13 protein-coding genes are annotated in these 16,610 nt (G+C 37.7%); 4 read left to right on the top strand and 9 right to left on the bottom strand.

The genetic code is table 11. From position 1 onward, the window contains the following. Positions 1 to 14: 14 nt before the first annotated feature. From IPU53_RS09005 to ftsZ, 5 genes are all read right to left on the bottom strand, one after another. A complete protein-coding gene (locus tag IPU53_RS09005; protein WP_207449994.1) occupies positions 15 to 1,037 on the bottom strand; it encodes a LacI family DNA-binding transcriptional regulator in 1,023 nt (340 codons plus the stop codon). 280 nt (positions 1,038 to 1,317) lie between these two features. After that, positions 1,318 to 1,974 (bottom strand): YesL family protein, encoded by a 657-nt coding sequence (locus tag IPU53_RS09000; protein WP_207449992.1) that lies wholly within the window; start codon positions 1,972 to 1,974, stop codon positions 1,318 to 1,320. A gap of 345 nt (positions 1,975 to 2,319) precedes the next feature. Next, a complete protein-coding gene (locus IPU53_RS08995; RefSeq protein ID WP_207449990.1) occupies positions 2,320 to 3,174 on the bottom strand; it encodes a 5'-methylthioadenosine/S-adenosylhomocysteine nucleosidase in 855 nt (284 codons plus the stop codon). A 702-nt stretch (positions 3,175 to 3,876) separates the two neighbouring features. Then, on the bottom strand, positions 3,877 to 5,325 hold the full coding sequence (locus IPU53_RS08990) for a DHA2 family efflux MFS transporter permease subunit (RefSeq protein WP_207449988.1): 1,449 nt from the start codon (positions 5,323 to 5,325) through the stop codon (positions 3,877 to 3,879). A gap of 236 nt (positions 5,326 to 5,561) precedes the next feature. After that, a complete protein-coding gene (gene ftsZ / locus IPU53_RS08985) occupies positions 5,562 to 6,518 on the bottom strand; it encodes a cell division protein FtsZ (RefSeq protein WP_207449986.1) in 957 nt (318 codons plus the stop codon). A gap of 552 nt (positions 6,519 to 7,070) precedes the next feature. Here ftsZ and IPU53_RS08980 point away from each other — a divergent pair. The 4 genes from IPU53_RS08980 to IPU53_RS08965 all read left to right on the top strand — a co-directional run bounded on the left by IPU53_RS08980 (position 7,071) and on the right by IPU53_RS08965 (position 10,844). Further along, positions 7,071 to 8,297 carry a YHYH domain-containing protein gene (locus IPU53_RS08980; RefSeq protein WP_207449984.1) on the top strand — a complete coding sequence of 409 codons (1,227 nt, stop codon included), beginning with the start codon at positions 7,071 to 7,073 and terminating at the stop codon, positions 8,295 to 8,297. 539 nt (positions 8,298 to 8,836) lie between these two features. After that, positions 8,837 to 9,241, top strand: a complete 405-nt coding sequence (locus IPU53_RS08975) for a CidA/LrgA family holin-like protein (protein ID WP_207449982.1) — start codon at positions 8,837 to 8,839, stop codon at positions 9,239 to 9,241. Beyond that, entirely contained in the window at positions 9,211 to 9,903 is a 693-nt protein-coding gene (locus IPU53_RS08970) for an LrgB family protein (protein WP_207449980.1), read from the top strand. The genes IPU53_RS08975 and IPU53_RS08970 overlap by 31 nt, the downstream gene beginning before the upstream one ends. Before the next feature lie 95 nt (positions 9,904 to 9,998). Further along, positions 9,999 to 10,844 carry a sugar phosphate isomerase/epimerase family protein gene (locus tag IPU53_RS08965; protein ID WP_207449978.1) on the top strand — a complete coding sequence of 282 codons (846 nt, stop codon included), beginning with the start codon at positions 9,999 to 10,001 and terminating at the stop codon, positions 10,842 to 10,844. A gap of 611 nt (positions 10,845 to 11,455) precedes the next feature. On the opposite strand, the gene IPU53_RS08960 is transcribed toward IPU53_RS08965, so the two are convergent. From IPU53_RS08960 to IPU53_RS08945, 4 genes are all read right to left on the bottom strand, one after another. After that, positions 11,456 to 12,817, bottom strand: coding sequence for an MFS transporter (locus IPU53_RS08960; RefSeq protein WP_207449976.1), 1,362 nt, complete (start codon positions 12,815 to 12,817; stop codon positions 11,456 to 11,458). Positions 12,818 to 12,968: 151 nt separating this feature from the next. Beyond that, on the bottom strand, positions 12,969 to 14,078 hold the full coding sequence (locus IPU53_RS08955) for a Gfo/Idh/MocA family protein (RefSeq protein WP_207449975.1): 1,110 nt from the start codon (positions 14,076 to 14,078) through the stop codon (positions 12,969 to 12,971). A gap of 45 nt (positions 14,079 to 14,123) precedes the next feature. After that, positions 14,124 to 14,975: a sugar phosphate isomerase/epimerase family protein gene (locus IPU53_RS08950; RefSeq protein WP_207449974.1), complete on the bottom strand. Its 852-nt coding sequence runs from the start codon at positions 14,973 to 14,975 to the stop codon at positions 14,124 to 14,126. 286 nt (positions 14,976 to 15,261) lie between these two features. Next, positions 15,262 to 16,272 carry a LacI family DNA-binding transcriptional regulator gene (locus IPU53_RS08945; RefSeq protein WP_207449973.1) on the bottom strand — a complete coding sequence of 337 codons (1,011 nt, stop codon included), beginning with the start codon at positions 16,270 to 16,272 and terminating at the stop codon, positions 15,262 to 15,264. Positions 16,273 to 16,610: the final 338 nt, after the last annotated feature.

Here is a 16,610-nt window from a genome sequence, read left to right as displayed (position 1 = left end):
AGGAAGTTTATCAATTATCGGGTCGATATTCTACTCATCTGTATACAAGAACCTCGCTTGACCAATCGAACAGGGATCTTTCTTGCTAAAGGTCCTTTTAAAAGCCCATTGATTTCATCAAGCAATAACATAGCAGCTTGCCGGCCAATCAATTCCTTTTCTTGCCTGACAGTCGTTAAAGGTGGATCAATATACCTCGCGACCGAAATATCATCAAACCCTATGATTGAAATGTCTTCAGGAATCCTTAATCTTGCATCCTTCACAGCCTCCATTGCCCCAATTGCCATATAATCTCCAGAAACAAAGACGGCTGTAGGTCGTTCTGTATGCGCTAGCAACTGAACCATCGCCTTTCGTCCGCCTTCAGAAGCATAGTAGCCACCATCAACTATATAATCATCAGGGATCGACAAGCAATTTTTCTCCATTGCCTGTTGAAAACCTAGTATTCGTTCTCTAGCCACAAAGGTGGATGAACTTCCCGCAATATGAGCAATTTTCCTATGCCCCAATTCATATAGATAATCAACCGCTAGTATACTCCCTTGAACATTGTCACTTTGCACTATATTTGCATTATCTAATGCCATATCAATATAAACGGCCGGTATGGAGGCATCATAAATTTTTTTTACTTCCTTATCGTCGGGTGATAGGTTGATCACAATGACTCCATCCACCCCACGACGCAGCAAATGATCAGAATAAGAGCGTTTAGTGTCTAGATTTCTAGAGACTAGTAATAAATCATAATTATAAAATTCAAGGTGTTTCTTAGCACCTTCAATCACCTGACCAAAAAATGGGTGGGCAATTCCGATATCTAAATGTTCATTAAATACAACACCGATCATCCAAGACTTCTTTGTAGCTAGCGTTCTAGCAGTAGAGTTTGGCATATAATTTAATTCTTCGACAGCGGTTAATACTTTTTCCTTAGCTTTCTCACTAACATTAGGATGATGATTTAATACTTTAGATACAGTTGTAATGGAATAACCTGATTTTTTAGCGATATCATAAATAGTAGTCATAACTTCCCTCATCTTGTAAAGCGCTTTACATTTAATATATGATGAAAGCCCTTTTTTGTCAATTCTTTATTTTGCGATCTGATAACTTTCTATAATTCACGTTATTGTTCGTCTAACTACAAAGTAAAGTTCATCAATAGGGCTAAAATGCGGGATTTTTCTCTATCCCCACCCCTTCATGTTCATTCCACAACACTAACTTTTTTGCGAATTTGCACAGCAGTTTTCGATCCTGCTTTAGTATCTTTGTTTATTTCTTTTATGAGAGTAACCCCTGGGTTTAACGTTTGGGGTCATTTATCACTTTTTGTTGAGAGGCTAGTTTCCGAAATGCCCTTAGCGCGCTTATTTGTATGATGAAGGCCGGAACACTTACAGCATAAAATGGAATAATAGCTGGTATGATAAAAGCGATAATTGCAAATATAAACAGCCCCACCAGTATAAGCAGGCCTGATAACGGGTACAAACCGGCAATAAGCAATGCATACTTTACTTTGACCCAAAAAGGGACATTAAAATGAACATATGTCGCAAACAAGTAGCTTATGGCAACTATCGTGATTAGTGAAAGAATAATCACTGCGGGAAATACGATAAAATCAATTAGAAAACTTGTTGGCAGCGTACGAATAACCGCAAAGTCAACAAATACAAAAAGACAAACAGGGGCAATAAGGAGCGTAAGACCATTTGCCCGCCAAAATTCTTGGCGATACGTTTCTATAAATGTCTTCCAAATAGAAAAGTCCCTATCGCTGTGCAACCATTGTCGAATTATTGTAAACACACTCACGGTCGCTGGTCCTACTCCTAGAACGCCAAGACCTACAACTGAAAACAAAATCCACAAGAGATTAAGATATGCTAACTTTGCGATCCACTCAAACAAATTGCTAATTCCTTCCATTGTACCACTAGAACTTGAGTCTCCCACTAAATTTCACCTCCCTCTTAACATAAAGTACCACGACCACCACCCGCACACAAGAAAAGTTGAGCATCCACTTTTGTGGCTGGTATATATAGTAGCCGCCTCCTAAGTATGAGTGGGTTTATTCTCTTCTATAAATAGAAAAAGGGCTGTCCAGAAAGTCAGTGAAAACTGAGCTTTTCTGTGACAGCCCTTCTTCTAGGCATGTAAAAGTTGGTGTGTGGTTTCCGGTTGTCTTCCGTTCCGGGGGCACGCTTTCCGCGGAGTCGCTGTGCCCCTACAACATCCGCCAGTCCTTTTGGGGACTTATTGGACAGCCCTTTTTTATCTAACTACAATGGCATCCTATTATTCCCCAATCGCCTTCACGACTTCAATCGAAAATTCGGCGCCGTATTGTCCAGCCTTTTCTAAATCCTCAATATTATCATCTGTTACTTCAGAGTTTGAGATGGTGCGTATAGATAAGAAGGGTACACCTTGTACATGAGCAACTTGAGCTACGGCAAAAGCCTCCATTTCTTCGGCACTTGTTCCGAAGTTTTCGTGGAACCATTGGATTCGGTCAATTTCTCTGTTCCACCAGTCTCCACTTCCAATTTTCCCCTCTACTACGTCACCGTATTCGTATTGATCTACCACACTTAAAGCTGCTTCTACTAGCTTTTCATCACTTGGAAGAGCTGCATACTCTTTCGTTTCTCCATCCGCTTCTCTTATATCAGTGGTCATATGTAGCCATTTTTCCGGCTTCATTCCTTGTCCTTCATCTAAATGATCAGAGCGGAAGCTACCAATATTCATAACCTCTGTACCAATAACTGTATCAAACACATGAATATTCGGATCATGTCCACCTGCTGTTCCTTGATTAATAATCGCTTTTGGATGATATTTCTCTATCAAGAGTGCAGTGGATGCAGCGGCATTGACCATTCCCACCTCTGTTCTTGAAACAACAACAGGAATCTCTTCAATTTCCCCAACATAAAAGGAATAATTGCCATATTTCTCTTCTTTATAGTCCCCCATTGCATCAAGTAATGCGGAAACTTCAACATCCATCGCCCCTTGTACAGCAATAGGTTCCGCCTTTGCAGGTTGTTCATTTGTTTTCTTTGATGTTCCTTGTGCCGATGCACAACCCATTAACATCAAAATGGAAATAGCTAGAATCGCAAATACTTTCATACTTTTTGTCATTTTGATCCCCCTATCGAAGTAAAAGACGAACATTAAATGTTAATCTTTTTGAAATGTTCACTTTTAAAAGTATAAGGAGTATCTATAAAAATAACAATAGGAAGATATATGTGTTTAAAAAGATGATAGAATTAGTAGCAGTAAAAAAATAGTTATTCTGCCGAAGTATGGATTTCAGCGAAACTCCCAAATTTATTTTAGCTATTGCAAAGCCTCTTCCCCAAGTACCCGTTCTCAATAGCTTGTTTCTCTAGATAAGGAAATAAACAGGGAATTCTACAATACCAAGTAGCATTTTGAATTTCATTAGAGACTGTATTTTCGAGTGAATAGTTCTAGAATTAATGGTTTACTGATAGACTCTTTCAAAATACAGTTCCAAAATCCTACGACTTTTGTATAATGAAGAACAAAAGCGCAAGCGCCCGTTTAGCGACGTACAAACTTTTTAGGGTTCTGACGAGATAAAGGAAACACCATGAGCTTGGAAAGCGAATGGATGTTGACTTATCGTAGGAAGAAACCGAAAGTTTGCTAGTCGCTGGGCGCTGGAGCTGGATGTCAAGCCGCAACGTAAACAGTTATCCACAGGCCAAGAATTTTATAGTTTCCTTAACAATCAAAAAAGCACAGGGCGCCTTTTTAGCGAAGTTCGGTATATAAAAAAACATTATGTGTCTTTTGCCGTTGTCCTATCTGTTTTTATTTAGGGAATTTCTTTAGTGATAACTGAGTAACCAGTACACGTTTAATAAATAGGGAACATATTAAGCCAATAATAGCTACAATTACGGCAAAGTTATATGCATGCTGAATCCCCTGGACCAAGGCCCCTATCTGAGCAGTACCATTCTGAGGATTATTTACTTGAGCTAAAAAAGCATTTTGACTTCTATTGAGTATACTGACAGCGATAGCCGTACCAATTGCACCAGAAGTCTGAATGGTGGTATTCACAATTGCTGTCCCATCAGGATAATTACTTCGTTCCAATTGATTTAATCCATTTGTTTGCGACGGTGTTGTTATCATAGACATCCCTACCATTAAAAGAGTATAGAAGACGATAATCGTTAACCCATGAGTAGTAGTTGATATCTGTGAAAAGACAAGCACCGAGGTAAAACCTAATATAAAACCAGGGATCACTAACCATCTAGGACCATATTTATCAAATAAATGTCCGTTAACAAGTGACATAATTCCATTAATAACCCCTCCTGGCAGCAATAGTAAGCCTGCCGCTGCTGAAGATAAACCAAGCCCTCCTTGTATGTACATAGGTAGTAGTAAATTACTTGAAAATATTATCATGTTACTTAAAACTGTTAATCCTATCCCCATTACAAACATAGGATGTTTAAAAACCCGTATATTAAGGATTGGCTCCTCAAGTATTAACTGACGCCAGCCAAATAAAATTAGAGATATTAGCCCCGTTGAAAGAGAAACAAGAACTGACACACTTGTCCATCCTACATGCTCTTCCCCCGCAAGACTGACCCCCATAACAAGCCCGCTAAATCCCAATGTTGATAAAACAATAGAAACGTAATCAATTGCTGGTTTGTCTGTAATAGATAGATCAATCAAATATATTAGGCCCAAGTATAAGGAAATGATTAAAAATGGGATCGGTATCCAAAATACCCAATGCCAACTTAGATGTTCAATAATAAATCCAGAAACAGCTGGACCGATTGCCGGTGCAAACATCATAACCAAACCAACAATCCCCATGGCCACTCCACGTCTATTCGGAGGAAAAACAACCAAAATAGTATTAAATAATAATGGTGTTACGAGACCCGTTCCACATGCTTGGATAATTCGACCAAGTAACAATATAAAAAAGTTAGGAGAATTGGCTGCAAGCACTAAACCAGTAATAGAAAAAAGGATGGCAGTAATAAATATTTTTTTAGTTTTAAATCGTCTAATTAGCAAACCCGAAATAGGAATAAGAATACCTAAAACGAGCAGATAGCTAGTTGTTAACCACTGGACAGTAGCAGCGGAAACATCAAATTCTATCATTAAATGATGTAATGCAATATTAAGGGCCGTTTCACTAAACATCCCCATAAAACCACACATGAGTAAGGATATCATTAGTGGTACAATTTTCACTTGATTTTGATTATCAGACATTATCTGTCATCTACAACTCCTTTGATCGGTTAATACAATAATATTAAATATGTTATCACGAGGTTAGCTATATTAAAAATATCAATAAAGTTAGTTTTACTTATGTTTTCCATATATATAATAAGAAAAATGTTAGGAGTGGATACGCTATTTTATTGATAATAGTAAACTCTAGCTTACTTTCATTTTTCGGTACACTATACCTACAGATTAGTTGGCCGTTTTCCCTTATTTTATTAAATTCTATCCTTCGGGTCATTAAAGCCAGTAGCAATAACAGTGATAATAACCTCGTCCTGTAAGTCTTCGTTAATGGTAGAACCGAAAATCATATTTAGCTCGTTGTTTGTCTTAGAAGTAATAATATTTGCAGCCTCTTGTATCTCATATAGACTTAAATTGGTACCGCCTGTGAGTTTCATGAGCAGACCTTGGGCGCCATCTAAGGAGGTTCCAAGTAACGGGCTAGAAATAGCCTTTTTTGTAGCTTCAATTGCACGGCCTTTACCTGTTGCACTCCCAAGGCCTATTAAAGCCGAACCTTTATTGGACATGATTGTTTTGACATCGGCAAAATCAACATTGATTAATCCAGGTATGGTAATTAAATCGGTGATTCCTTGGATACTTTGACGAAGGACATGATCCGCTTCACGAAAAGCTTCAATCATAGGTGTATTTTTATGTATTATCTCCAATAAGCGATCGTTTGGAATAACAATTAAACTGTCTACCGCTTTCTTCATTGTAGCGATTCCAACTTCCGCTTGTATTGCCCGCTTACGACCCTCGAACCTAAAGGGATATGTTACAACACCAATGGTGAGTCTGCCAAACTCACGAGCAATTTCGGCAATTGCAGGGGCGGCACCTGTTCCTGTACCTCCTCCCATCCCCGCTGTGACAATCACCATGTCAGCATCCTTAATGATCCTTTGGAGCTTTTCTTTACTTTCTTTAACTGCCTTTTTACCTATCTCCGGATTAGCTCCCGCTCCTAAGCCTTTTGTCAATGTTGCACCGATTTGCATCTTACTTTCAGCTTGTGATGACCTGATCGCTTGCGCATCTGTATTGACAGTAATAAATTCCACACCCTGAACCCCATACTCGATCATTCGGTTTACGGTATTGTTTCCTCCGCCTCCAACACCGATTACCTTAATGACAACGGTATTTGTATCAAACTTCATCTCCATCTCTCCTTCTGATATATGAATGTCTCAAACGTTCTATAAATCATCTAATCATTACTTACTTTTTTTCGAAACTTTTTGTGTTCTTTTATTACCTAAAGAAAAAGGCATTATTAAAGTAGTTTTTTAAAGAAAACTACTTTAACAATGCCTTTCATTGAATTATTATCCCCCAAAGAGCTGAAGGATCCCTTTGGAAAGGGAAGCTTTGTTTTTTATTTTAATATAATATAACTCGATAAGCAATATACGGCATTAATATGCTAGACAATAGACCTTAGGTGGCGGTTTCAGAAGGACATAGGTACAAGCCACTGTCTTTCCACTATTCCAATCTCCTTAATAACAGGGCTTGCCCCTGCTTTCTCCGATCTGTTCAATTTTTGGATACTCCTTTTCGTTAACCGTAAACTAATTATCTAATTCTCTAAAAATTGGTATGAAAATATTGATTACTTTATATAAAAACAAATAGTTCTCGATAACATCTCCATTATAATGAAAAAAGGGAATATTTTCCTATATTATAGAAAGGACTAAGGGGCCAATATGAAAAAGAGTTATATATCTATTTTACTACTAGGATGTATTTTATTTTCTATAACAAAAGTAGAGGCACATCCGGGAAGAACAGATGCTAATGGTGGGCATACATGTAGAACGAATTGTGAAAAATGGGGCCTTGAATATGGAGAGTATCATTATCACAATGGTGGCAGTTCAGATGCAACTCCTAACTCGAACTCTGGGGAAAATGCAAACTCTGGATCTTCATCAAAACCTAGTTACACTCAGGCCGACGTTGAGGAAGGAAAAGATGCAGGAAAGGAACAGGGATATGAGGATGGTTACAACAGAAAAGAAAAAGCTTCTGAAAGTAACTCTGGAAACGAAGGGTACAAACAAGGATTCACCACTGGGTACGAAGCTGGATATCTTGACGGTTTAAAGGCGATTCAAGAAAAGGATAAAAAAGCAGGAGCGAAGCAAGGAAAAAAAGACGGTCAAAGTGATTACCGTAAAAATGGGGAACAAGCAGTTAGAGAAGATAGTGCCCAATCACAAGAATGGAATTCTAGCTATCAAGAAGCCTATATTAAAGCATTTACTAGGGAACAATTCATCCATCAATCTGAAGAAAAAGGATACGATTTAGGTTATTCTCTTGAGAAACTCGTGATTCCGAAAAACTATCTAGACGACGAAACTTTAATAAAATCTTTTAAGACCCATTATGAAAAGGGCTATGAAACTAGAAGCAAAGAAGAAAAAGCAAAACAATTAGAGCAGGGAAAAAAGAATGGATACGAACTAGCTAAGCCTGATACAACTTCCATTAACAAGAAATTTATCTCATCATATGAACAAGGCTATGAGGAAGGGAAATTATCTAGAAAAAGGGAAGTTTTAAAAGAAGGGTATCAAGACGCTTACCTTCTAATGAATTATGAAGTACCAGAAAGCTATAATCAGAAGGACCTACTAGCATGGCATAAAGAAGGATATGATTCTAACAATACGGCAGTTAACATTAAAGAAACAGCTTTTGAAAACGGACATACAAATGCAGATTATTTTATCCCGGAAGAATATAAGGAAAACAAAGAATCAGTTGCTCTCTATAACACATTATTCGAAGACGGTCAGGCCTTAAGAAAGCAAGAACAGCGTAAAAAGGCATTCACCACTATCGGCATTGGGCTTCCACTCGGAGGCATTACTTTAGGGGGGACCTATCTATTAGTAAGAAGACAAAGTAGACGCAAGATAAACTAAATCTTCACTCTGAGAATTTCAGGAAATGATATCATTTTTAAACGTAAAAAAGTATCTATTTATCCTAATTCACATTTAAAAATACCCTCATAGAAGAAAGCAGAACAGATAGATGCAGAAGACTGCAGTCCTAAATATCCGGCTTCTTAACGGATTATATGTTCAAGATCAAATTGGCGGCTGGCGGAAAAAGAAACTCAAGAATGGTAGATAAGAAAAAGATTCCTTTAATTTTTTATTTTAAAAAATAATTTAGTTCTGTGCCAGATTCTAAATAGACATTCCAATTGTTGTAGAGTCTGGCACTTTTCCAGAGACTAAGATAGAACTCCATCCCTAAACGCTTATGAATTTTACTCCAATGGCGTTTCACTTGTCTTCGGATAAGACTTCGTGTTTTTAACTTATTTGCATGTCAATCTCGTTTCCATCTATACTTATATAATAAGGATAATCCGCAAATTATACGGGATCATGGCCTGATTGAGTTCGCTTCCCATATAGACTTCATGGTCGGTTCCGAAAGGAGCAATGCCATCATGAAAATCTTTGTCATCATTTTACAAATTTGTATTTTATATCTTTTTCATTTTGTTGGAACCGTTATTCAAAATTTCTTCCACTTGGTCATCCCAGGCAGTATTATTGGGCTTATCTTACTTTTCATTTGTTTGTGTTTAAAAATAATCCCAGTAAAGTTTATTGAAAGTGGAGCTGGTTTTTTATTGGGTATTCTAATGTTACTGTTTATCCCAGCTACAGTTGGGATCATGGAATACCCTTCCTTACTTTCGTTACATGGCGCATTGCTCGTTATAGCTATTCTTTTAAGTACCATCATTTCCATTATCATCACAGGGATGGCCGGTCAATTTTTCGAGAAAAAGGCACAAAAAGGAAAGGATGAAGAGGAATGCAGCAAGGTTTCTTCGGGTTCTGCATGATTTTATTAACCGTCATCGCTTTTCTTGTCATGGCGAAAATATACAAACGCTATTCCTATTCAGTTTTCATTCCTGTTTTAACGGCAACTACACTTATTATCGTGACTCTTTTGCTACTCCATATTCCTTATGAACGCTATATGATCGGGGGGCAATGGATTCATTTTCTTTTAGGACCATCTGTTGTAGCCCTTGCCTATCCCTTGTATAAACAACGTCATTTTTTGATCAGCCATTTATTCCCTGTATTAGGAGGCGTTTTGGTCGGTGCCGTTTCCGGAATGATCAGTATCGCCCTCTTAACGAAGATACTTGGAATCAATCAAATACTCATTCTCTCCATTATCCCTAAATCCCTTACAACCCCTGTTGCAATAGAGGTCGCTAGAGGACTCGGAGGAAATCCCTCCCTGGCGGTTGTTGGCGTGATGATTGCAGGGATCTTTGGTGCCATCATTGCCCCTACACTCTTTAAAATTGCGCGAGTACAAAGCCCGATTGGAAGAGGCATTGCCCTTGGTAGTGCTTCACATGGTATCGGCACCGCAAAAGCGGCAGAATACGGGGAACCCACCTTTTCAATGAGTTCTGTTACCATGACATTATGTGCCATTATTGGATCTGTTTTAGGCCCAATCGTTGTGTGGCTATTTAATATTTGAGATTAAGAGAGTTAACTCAGGACTCCAAAGGATCGACAACGAGAATACAGAATGCGATTTTTTAAAAAAATCATACTCGTTAGGAATGATAAAAGATGAAGCTAGGTATGTATTCAATTGAGATTAAGCGGTCTTCCTTGGAAGAATTGTTTTCAGCAATCCGTGAAAAAGGCTTTACAGAAGTTCAGTTTGATTTTTTGTCGGCAGGTAGGGAGCAGCTGCCAGCATCCATTGATCCAGCACTCTCACGAGAAATCCACCAAACTGCGCAACACAATGGCGTGGATATCGTGGCGATTAATGGCACTTATAATATGATTCATCCTGATAAGGAGCAAAGAAACCTTGGACTTCAAAGGTTTGAAGTTATTGCACAAGCATGTAAAGACCTCCATTGCCGTTTTATCACGCTATGCACAGGTAGCAGGGATCCACAGAACATGTGGCGTTTTCATGAGGATAACAATACGCAAGCCGCTTGGGACGATATGATGGATTCCATGGAAAAAGTGCTAAAAATAGCCGAACGTTACGACCTCACTTTGGGGATTGAATGTGAAGCAAGCAATTGTGTCAATTCCGCAAAAAAGGCACGCCAGCTACTGGACGAATTTCAGTCTAAACGGTTAAAAATCATCATGGATGTGGCCAACTTATTTCAGAAGGGCCAAGCAAAAAGGGAATATGTTCGGCCCATTATCGACGAAGCGTTTGACTTATTAGGGAATGATATCTATATCGCACATGGGAAGGACATTAAAGAAGGAAGCGAGCTCCATTTTACCCATGCTGGCAACGGGATTGTCGACTTTCCCTATTATCTTGAAAAGTTAAAAGAGTATAATTATATAGGTGGCATGCTTTTGCATGGCATTGAGAATGAAGAGGATTTTAAGACAAGCGTAGATTTCACACGTAGTGTTATTTCTGATAATTGGTAAAAGGTAGACCAGAGATAGCTTGAAGAAGAAGGCACTCGTCATTTTGCAACAGCTTGTGGTATTCTTCATGAGTTTTCCATTTAATCAACGTAAAATGGAGGAAAAAGCGTAATTGAAGGGGCTTCTAATGGAGCAACTGCGAATTGGAGAATAATTAAAGGCGTTAAGAAAGGCGAAAAAAATGACCACCAAAGAACTCGTTGAGACGGTTAACGCCTCGTAACCCTATACTAGTCGTTTTGAAAATAATAATGCGATTCCCAACGTTGATATGCTAGATAAAATTCTTCAAGCACTTGGCTCTAATCAATCATGAAGGCCGAGAACTGATCTAAAAGTACTTTTGCTAATAGATAATACTTCAACTGTTCAATTAGACAAGGCAGTTGCAGATAAACACCTTAGTTATCTTCAGCTGTTTTTCTCCTTCTTTATATCTATTGTACATTAACTTTTACGGAAAAGTTCTTTTTCTATCCCACACTCCAGAAAATATTAGGTTCAATATAAATGCGTCCTGCTAAGACTGAGACTAGTACCCAGTCTTAGCAGGATGCTTTCCAATTTAACTTCAACTGGTTCATTTAGTATATTATTTCTCTAAAATAAACCTATATGGCACCATTATTTACATTTCTTTCACCTAACTTGGCAATAATTTGCGAATGGTTTTCGTCTAGTTTGTAAAAAATTAGTACAATGATTTGAACTAAAGTAAATAAAATTGGTCCTGCAAACATTAAAATCCGGATCATACTAACTGCCTCACCCGTTAGCGCACTTGGATTATACCCGGCCCAACCTAAAGCATAGGCGACAACCGCAGAACCAATGGCAATACCAAACTTCGTTGCAAAACTATAGGCTGAATAAAGTAAACCTTCTGTTCTTCGTCCAAATTTATATTCTTGATAATCGACTGTATCCGCTAACAGGGCAAAGTTTGCTGAACCACTTACTCCAATAAAGGTATTTGCTATAAAAAATACCGATGCAAAGAGATAGGCTGAACTACTCTCTAAAAAGATAAGCAGAATAAATGAGATGAAAGCTAAAGATAACACGACGATACTGCCATTTCGATTACCGAAGCGCTTTAATATAGGGGGCGCAATGGCACCACCAGCAAAATTTGCTAGATTGGCTAATGTTAAATAAAGTGGGACTAAAGATGGTTGTTCTAGCACATACGTTACATAATAAATCAGGACACCAAACATGGCTCCTATTCGTAAAAACTGAAGTAAAGAACTGCTAGCAATCATCAACCAAGGTTGATTCTTAAACATATTCGAAACAGATTTGGTGATTTTCACTTGTTTTTTTGTGTCAACTTGCTCAGAGTATCGTTCTTTACAGTTTTTGAATGTAATATAAAATAATATAATACCAATTACAGAAAAGAGGGCCATCGTGATCGGAAATCCAATCCTCTGGTTACCACCCCCAAAGAAATCAACCAATGGAAGGGTAAGGGCTGATACCAGTATTGAACCCATGGCTAAACCCATCATTCGAAAACTACCTAGTTGAGATTTTTCATGCGAATCCCTTGTCATCATTGGCATTAACGCTCCATAAGGAATGTTAATTGCGGTGTAAATCATTCCTAATAAGAAGTAGGTGAGATAGGCATATACTAGCTTTCCTAAATCCGGAAAATTTGGGGTAATAAAAGTGATGACACTTAATATAGCAAAGGGGATTGGCAAATATAGCAAATAAGGCCTTGCTTTCCCATGTTTACTTTTCGTCTTATCTATCAATATTCCCATAATTGGATCATTAATCGCATCCCAAATTCGAGTAATTAAAAAGAGTGTCCCTACGGCCGCTGCAGATATCCCGAAAATATCTGTATAGAAAAAAAGTAAATAACTTGTTGTCATTCCCCAGACAAAGTTGGATGCTAAATCTCCAAAACTATAACTTATTTTTTCTTTCAAACTAATTTTTTCGATTTTACCCGTCATCTCCTCTACCCCACTTTCACTATAATGATTCTATACAACCCTCGCCTATAATGGCGAGGATTTTGTCCATCATCTAACTGTTGAAAAAAATGTTCAAAATGACGTTTTTGTTTTTTCGACATTGATAAGATACCTATTATCATGGTGATTATTATAATTCTATAGCTTTCCCTGTTTCAGCCGATTTGTATATGGCTTCGAGAATTTGCGTTACCACATAAGCCTCTTCCGGTTTTACAAGCGGTTCTTTATCTTCAAGAATGGCTTCAATCCAGGCTTTTGCTTCGGCCTCACCTGCGCCTAATTCTTCACCGTCAAAGTAAGCGACCCCTCCGCCGGAGGATGTAGACGTTTCAGTAAGTTGGCCATATTTTGTTGAGTTAAACGTAACATACCCTTTTCCTTCCCATGCCTCACCGAACATCTCGGCCCCTGCCTCAGTTCCACATAATGTTACTTGTGCTTCTTTTCCATTTATCATATTCAAAGCCCATGATGCTTCAAGCATAATAGTTGCTCCATTTTCCATTTTAATATAGCCAAATGCTGAGTCTTCCACATTATATTGATCGGGATCCCAGGGACCAAACATATTTCCTTCATTTTTATCCTTTAACTTTTGAAAACTGGAACCTACAACCAGTTTCGGCTTATAATTATTCATGAACCATAATGTTAGGTCTAACGCATGTGTTCCAATATCAATTAGTGGGCCTCCGCCTTGCTTTTCTTTATCCATAAACACTCCCCAAGTGGGAACTCCTCGGCGCCGAATGGCATGAGCTTTAGCGAAATACACCTCGCCTAAATCATTATTTTTGCATGCCTCACTTAATACATTTGAATCTCCTCTGAAACGATTTTGATATCCAATTGTCAGCTTTTTACCTGTCCGTTTCGCAGCATCTATCATGAGCATAGCTTCTTCAGAGTTAATGGCCATAGGCTTTTCACACATGACATGCTTTCCCGCTTCCAAGGCATCAACTGTAATGACAGAGTGAGACACATTTGGTGTGCAGACATGAACGACATCAATAGACGAATCATTTAGTAAATCTTTATAATCTACATAAACCCTTGCATCCTCAGACCCGTATTGTTCCGCCGCATTGGAAGCCCTTTCCTCCACAACATCACAAAAGGCAACCATTTCAGCTTTATTTCTTAACTTGTAGAGAGCTGGCATATGTTTTTGTTGTGCAATCCCCCCACAGCCTATAATGGCAATTTTTAATTTTGACTTTTCTTTTTCACTCATGAAATTACCTCCTGTTGTAACCTCTATAGGTTCTATGCTTTGTTATTAGTTGCCTTTTTTCAGGAGCTCAGTGATATTTTTATAGCTAATCTCAACACTTTCCAATTGATTTCTAGACGTAAGATCTTGTTCTACAAAAATATACTTTGCTGCATTAATTCGCTCAGCTTCTTTCAAAATACTAGTGATATCCATTATTCCATCCCCAATTTCAGTAAAATCTTCCTTTTGGGGAATTTGAACGAAACGTTCAAACGTAATCTCTTCCTCTTCCCCAACTAACTCAAATAAATTTTGAGGCTGTGTTGTCACTGGCAAATCTTTTTGATGAAGCAATTCGCAACGCGATCCAAGCTTTGTTAAATACTCAATTGGATCAACGCCCCCTCTAAGAGCCCAGTAGGTGTCAAATTCAACTTTTACTAGATCTTTATCTGTATGTTCAAGTAGAATATCAAAAGCATATTTTCCGTCAAACTTCTGAAATTCTTGAAAATGGTTGTGATAATAGAAATCAAGATTACGTTTCTTGCACTCTTCCGCATATTTATTTAATTCCGCACTAAACTCTTGAATTTCTTGAAGGTTTTTGAAAAATGCAATGGAACATCCGACTGCCTCACTTCCAAGTGTATGACTAAAATCTGCCACTTCGTCCCAATCTACCTTATCAAGAGGGGCAATATGACTTGAAACAACCTTCATACCAAGTCGATCTAGTTGTTTCTTAATGTCTGCTGCATGCATCCCGCCAATTTTCAAACCTTCATCTGCATTGTGAATCGCAACTTCTAGGTTTTCATATCCAATTTCCGCTATCTTTTCCAAAGTTCCTATATAGTCTTTTTCCAATTCATCCCTTACAGAATACAATTGTAAACCTAAAGATAAACTCATGAATAAATCCTCCCTTGAAATAATACAAAATGTAACGGATTACATTCAATAAAAACAATAATGTAATGGATTACATTTCTTGATAATCATACTAACTTGAATATACAAAAAATGCAATCTCTTTTTATAAAAAAATAAATAAAACTTTCAAAGTTGCCTTTGAAAGTATGAGTGACTTTATTTAAGCTAGATAACAAAGCTTGCAATGAGGATTAATATATAAAGTAAACCATTGTTTACCCAACTATCATATACTCCATAATAAAAACCGAGACACTATTAATCTTTAAGAACAACTAGAATCCCGAATAATAAGTTTATGCTCTATTGTAATATGTTTACCCTTGTTTTGTTCATTTTTCATATTATGAATAAGCAATTCCATTGTTTTGTAGCCCAGCTCATATTTTGGTTGGTGAATGGTTGTAATTGTAGGAGTAGACATGATCGCCTCTTTTGTATTATCAAACCCTATGACAGCAATGTCATCGGGTATTTTATACCCAGATGCTTTTATAGCATTTACACAACCAATCGCGAGAACGTCGTTATAACAAAAAATAGCTGTCGGTGGGCTTTCTATTTTGAGTAATTCAGTTGTTAACTGAAAACTCTTTTCATACGTTTCCTCTCCATGCTTAAGTAATGCTTCATCGAAAGGTATATTTGCAGATTGTAGGGCTTTTATATACCCGCGTTCTCGCAATATTTTAGAAGATGTCATTTTGGGGACATGACTATTAATCATGGCGATTCGCTTATGCCCCAACCCAATTAAATGATTCACCGCGTCGATAGCCGCCTTCTCATCATCCACAGATACTGAACAGATATGTTGTGTTTCAATCCATTCACCAACTTGAACAATAGGGTATTTTTCGCCTAGTTCATCCAATTCATCTGATTGAAGGGTGGAACTAATCACAATTAGCCCATCAACAATCTTGTTTTTTAGTAGCTGTAATAATTCTTCCTCTCTCTCCCGGCTGTTATCTATTGGGCAAACCATAAGGTAATACCCATGCTGTTTAGCAGCATCATCCATCCCTTTTACAAGCTCTCCAGTAATAGGTGTCCCTAAACTATGTGTAAAAAACAAGACTCTCCTTGTTTCTGCCCTTCTCAAATCACGTCCCAAATAATTAGGTTGATAACCAAGTTTTTTAATGGCTTCTTCTACCTTTATAGTCGTATTCTTCTTCACTAATGGACTATTATTTAGCACCCTCGAAACAGTCGCGACAGATACCCCTGCCACGCGTGCAACATCTTGTATTGTAAATGACTTTTTCTCCATATTTACACCCTAATCAATCATAATATCATCAAAAAATACTCTTTTTTATTAGTTTAGTACACCCACTAATAATTGTCCAAGTGAAGAACGCAAAACTTTTTTCTAGCTTATACAGCTAAGTATACATAGTATTCAACCGTGGAAATCACCTAACTTTTGAACCACTACTTTTATATTAGTTCGAGACATTTACTTTTTCTCCTTCCATATTTATTCATTAATATCCTAGCTCACAAATGTATAAGGATCAACAAGATTAGTTCTACTTCAATTCTAAAAGAGATTGTTCAAAAAGTATGGTGAAAGTCGAGTAGTTAACACTCACAATAATAATGAAA

The sequence above is a fragment of the Bacillus sp. SD088 genome, assembly GCF_017355205.1.
Taxonomy (GTDB): Bacteria; Bacillota; Bacilli; order Bacillales; family Bacillaceae_C; genus Lederbergia.
The sequence above is the reverse complement of the archived record's forward strand: the minus strand, read 5'-3'. Positions and strand labels throughout refer to the sequence as shown.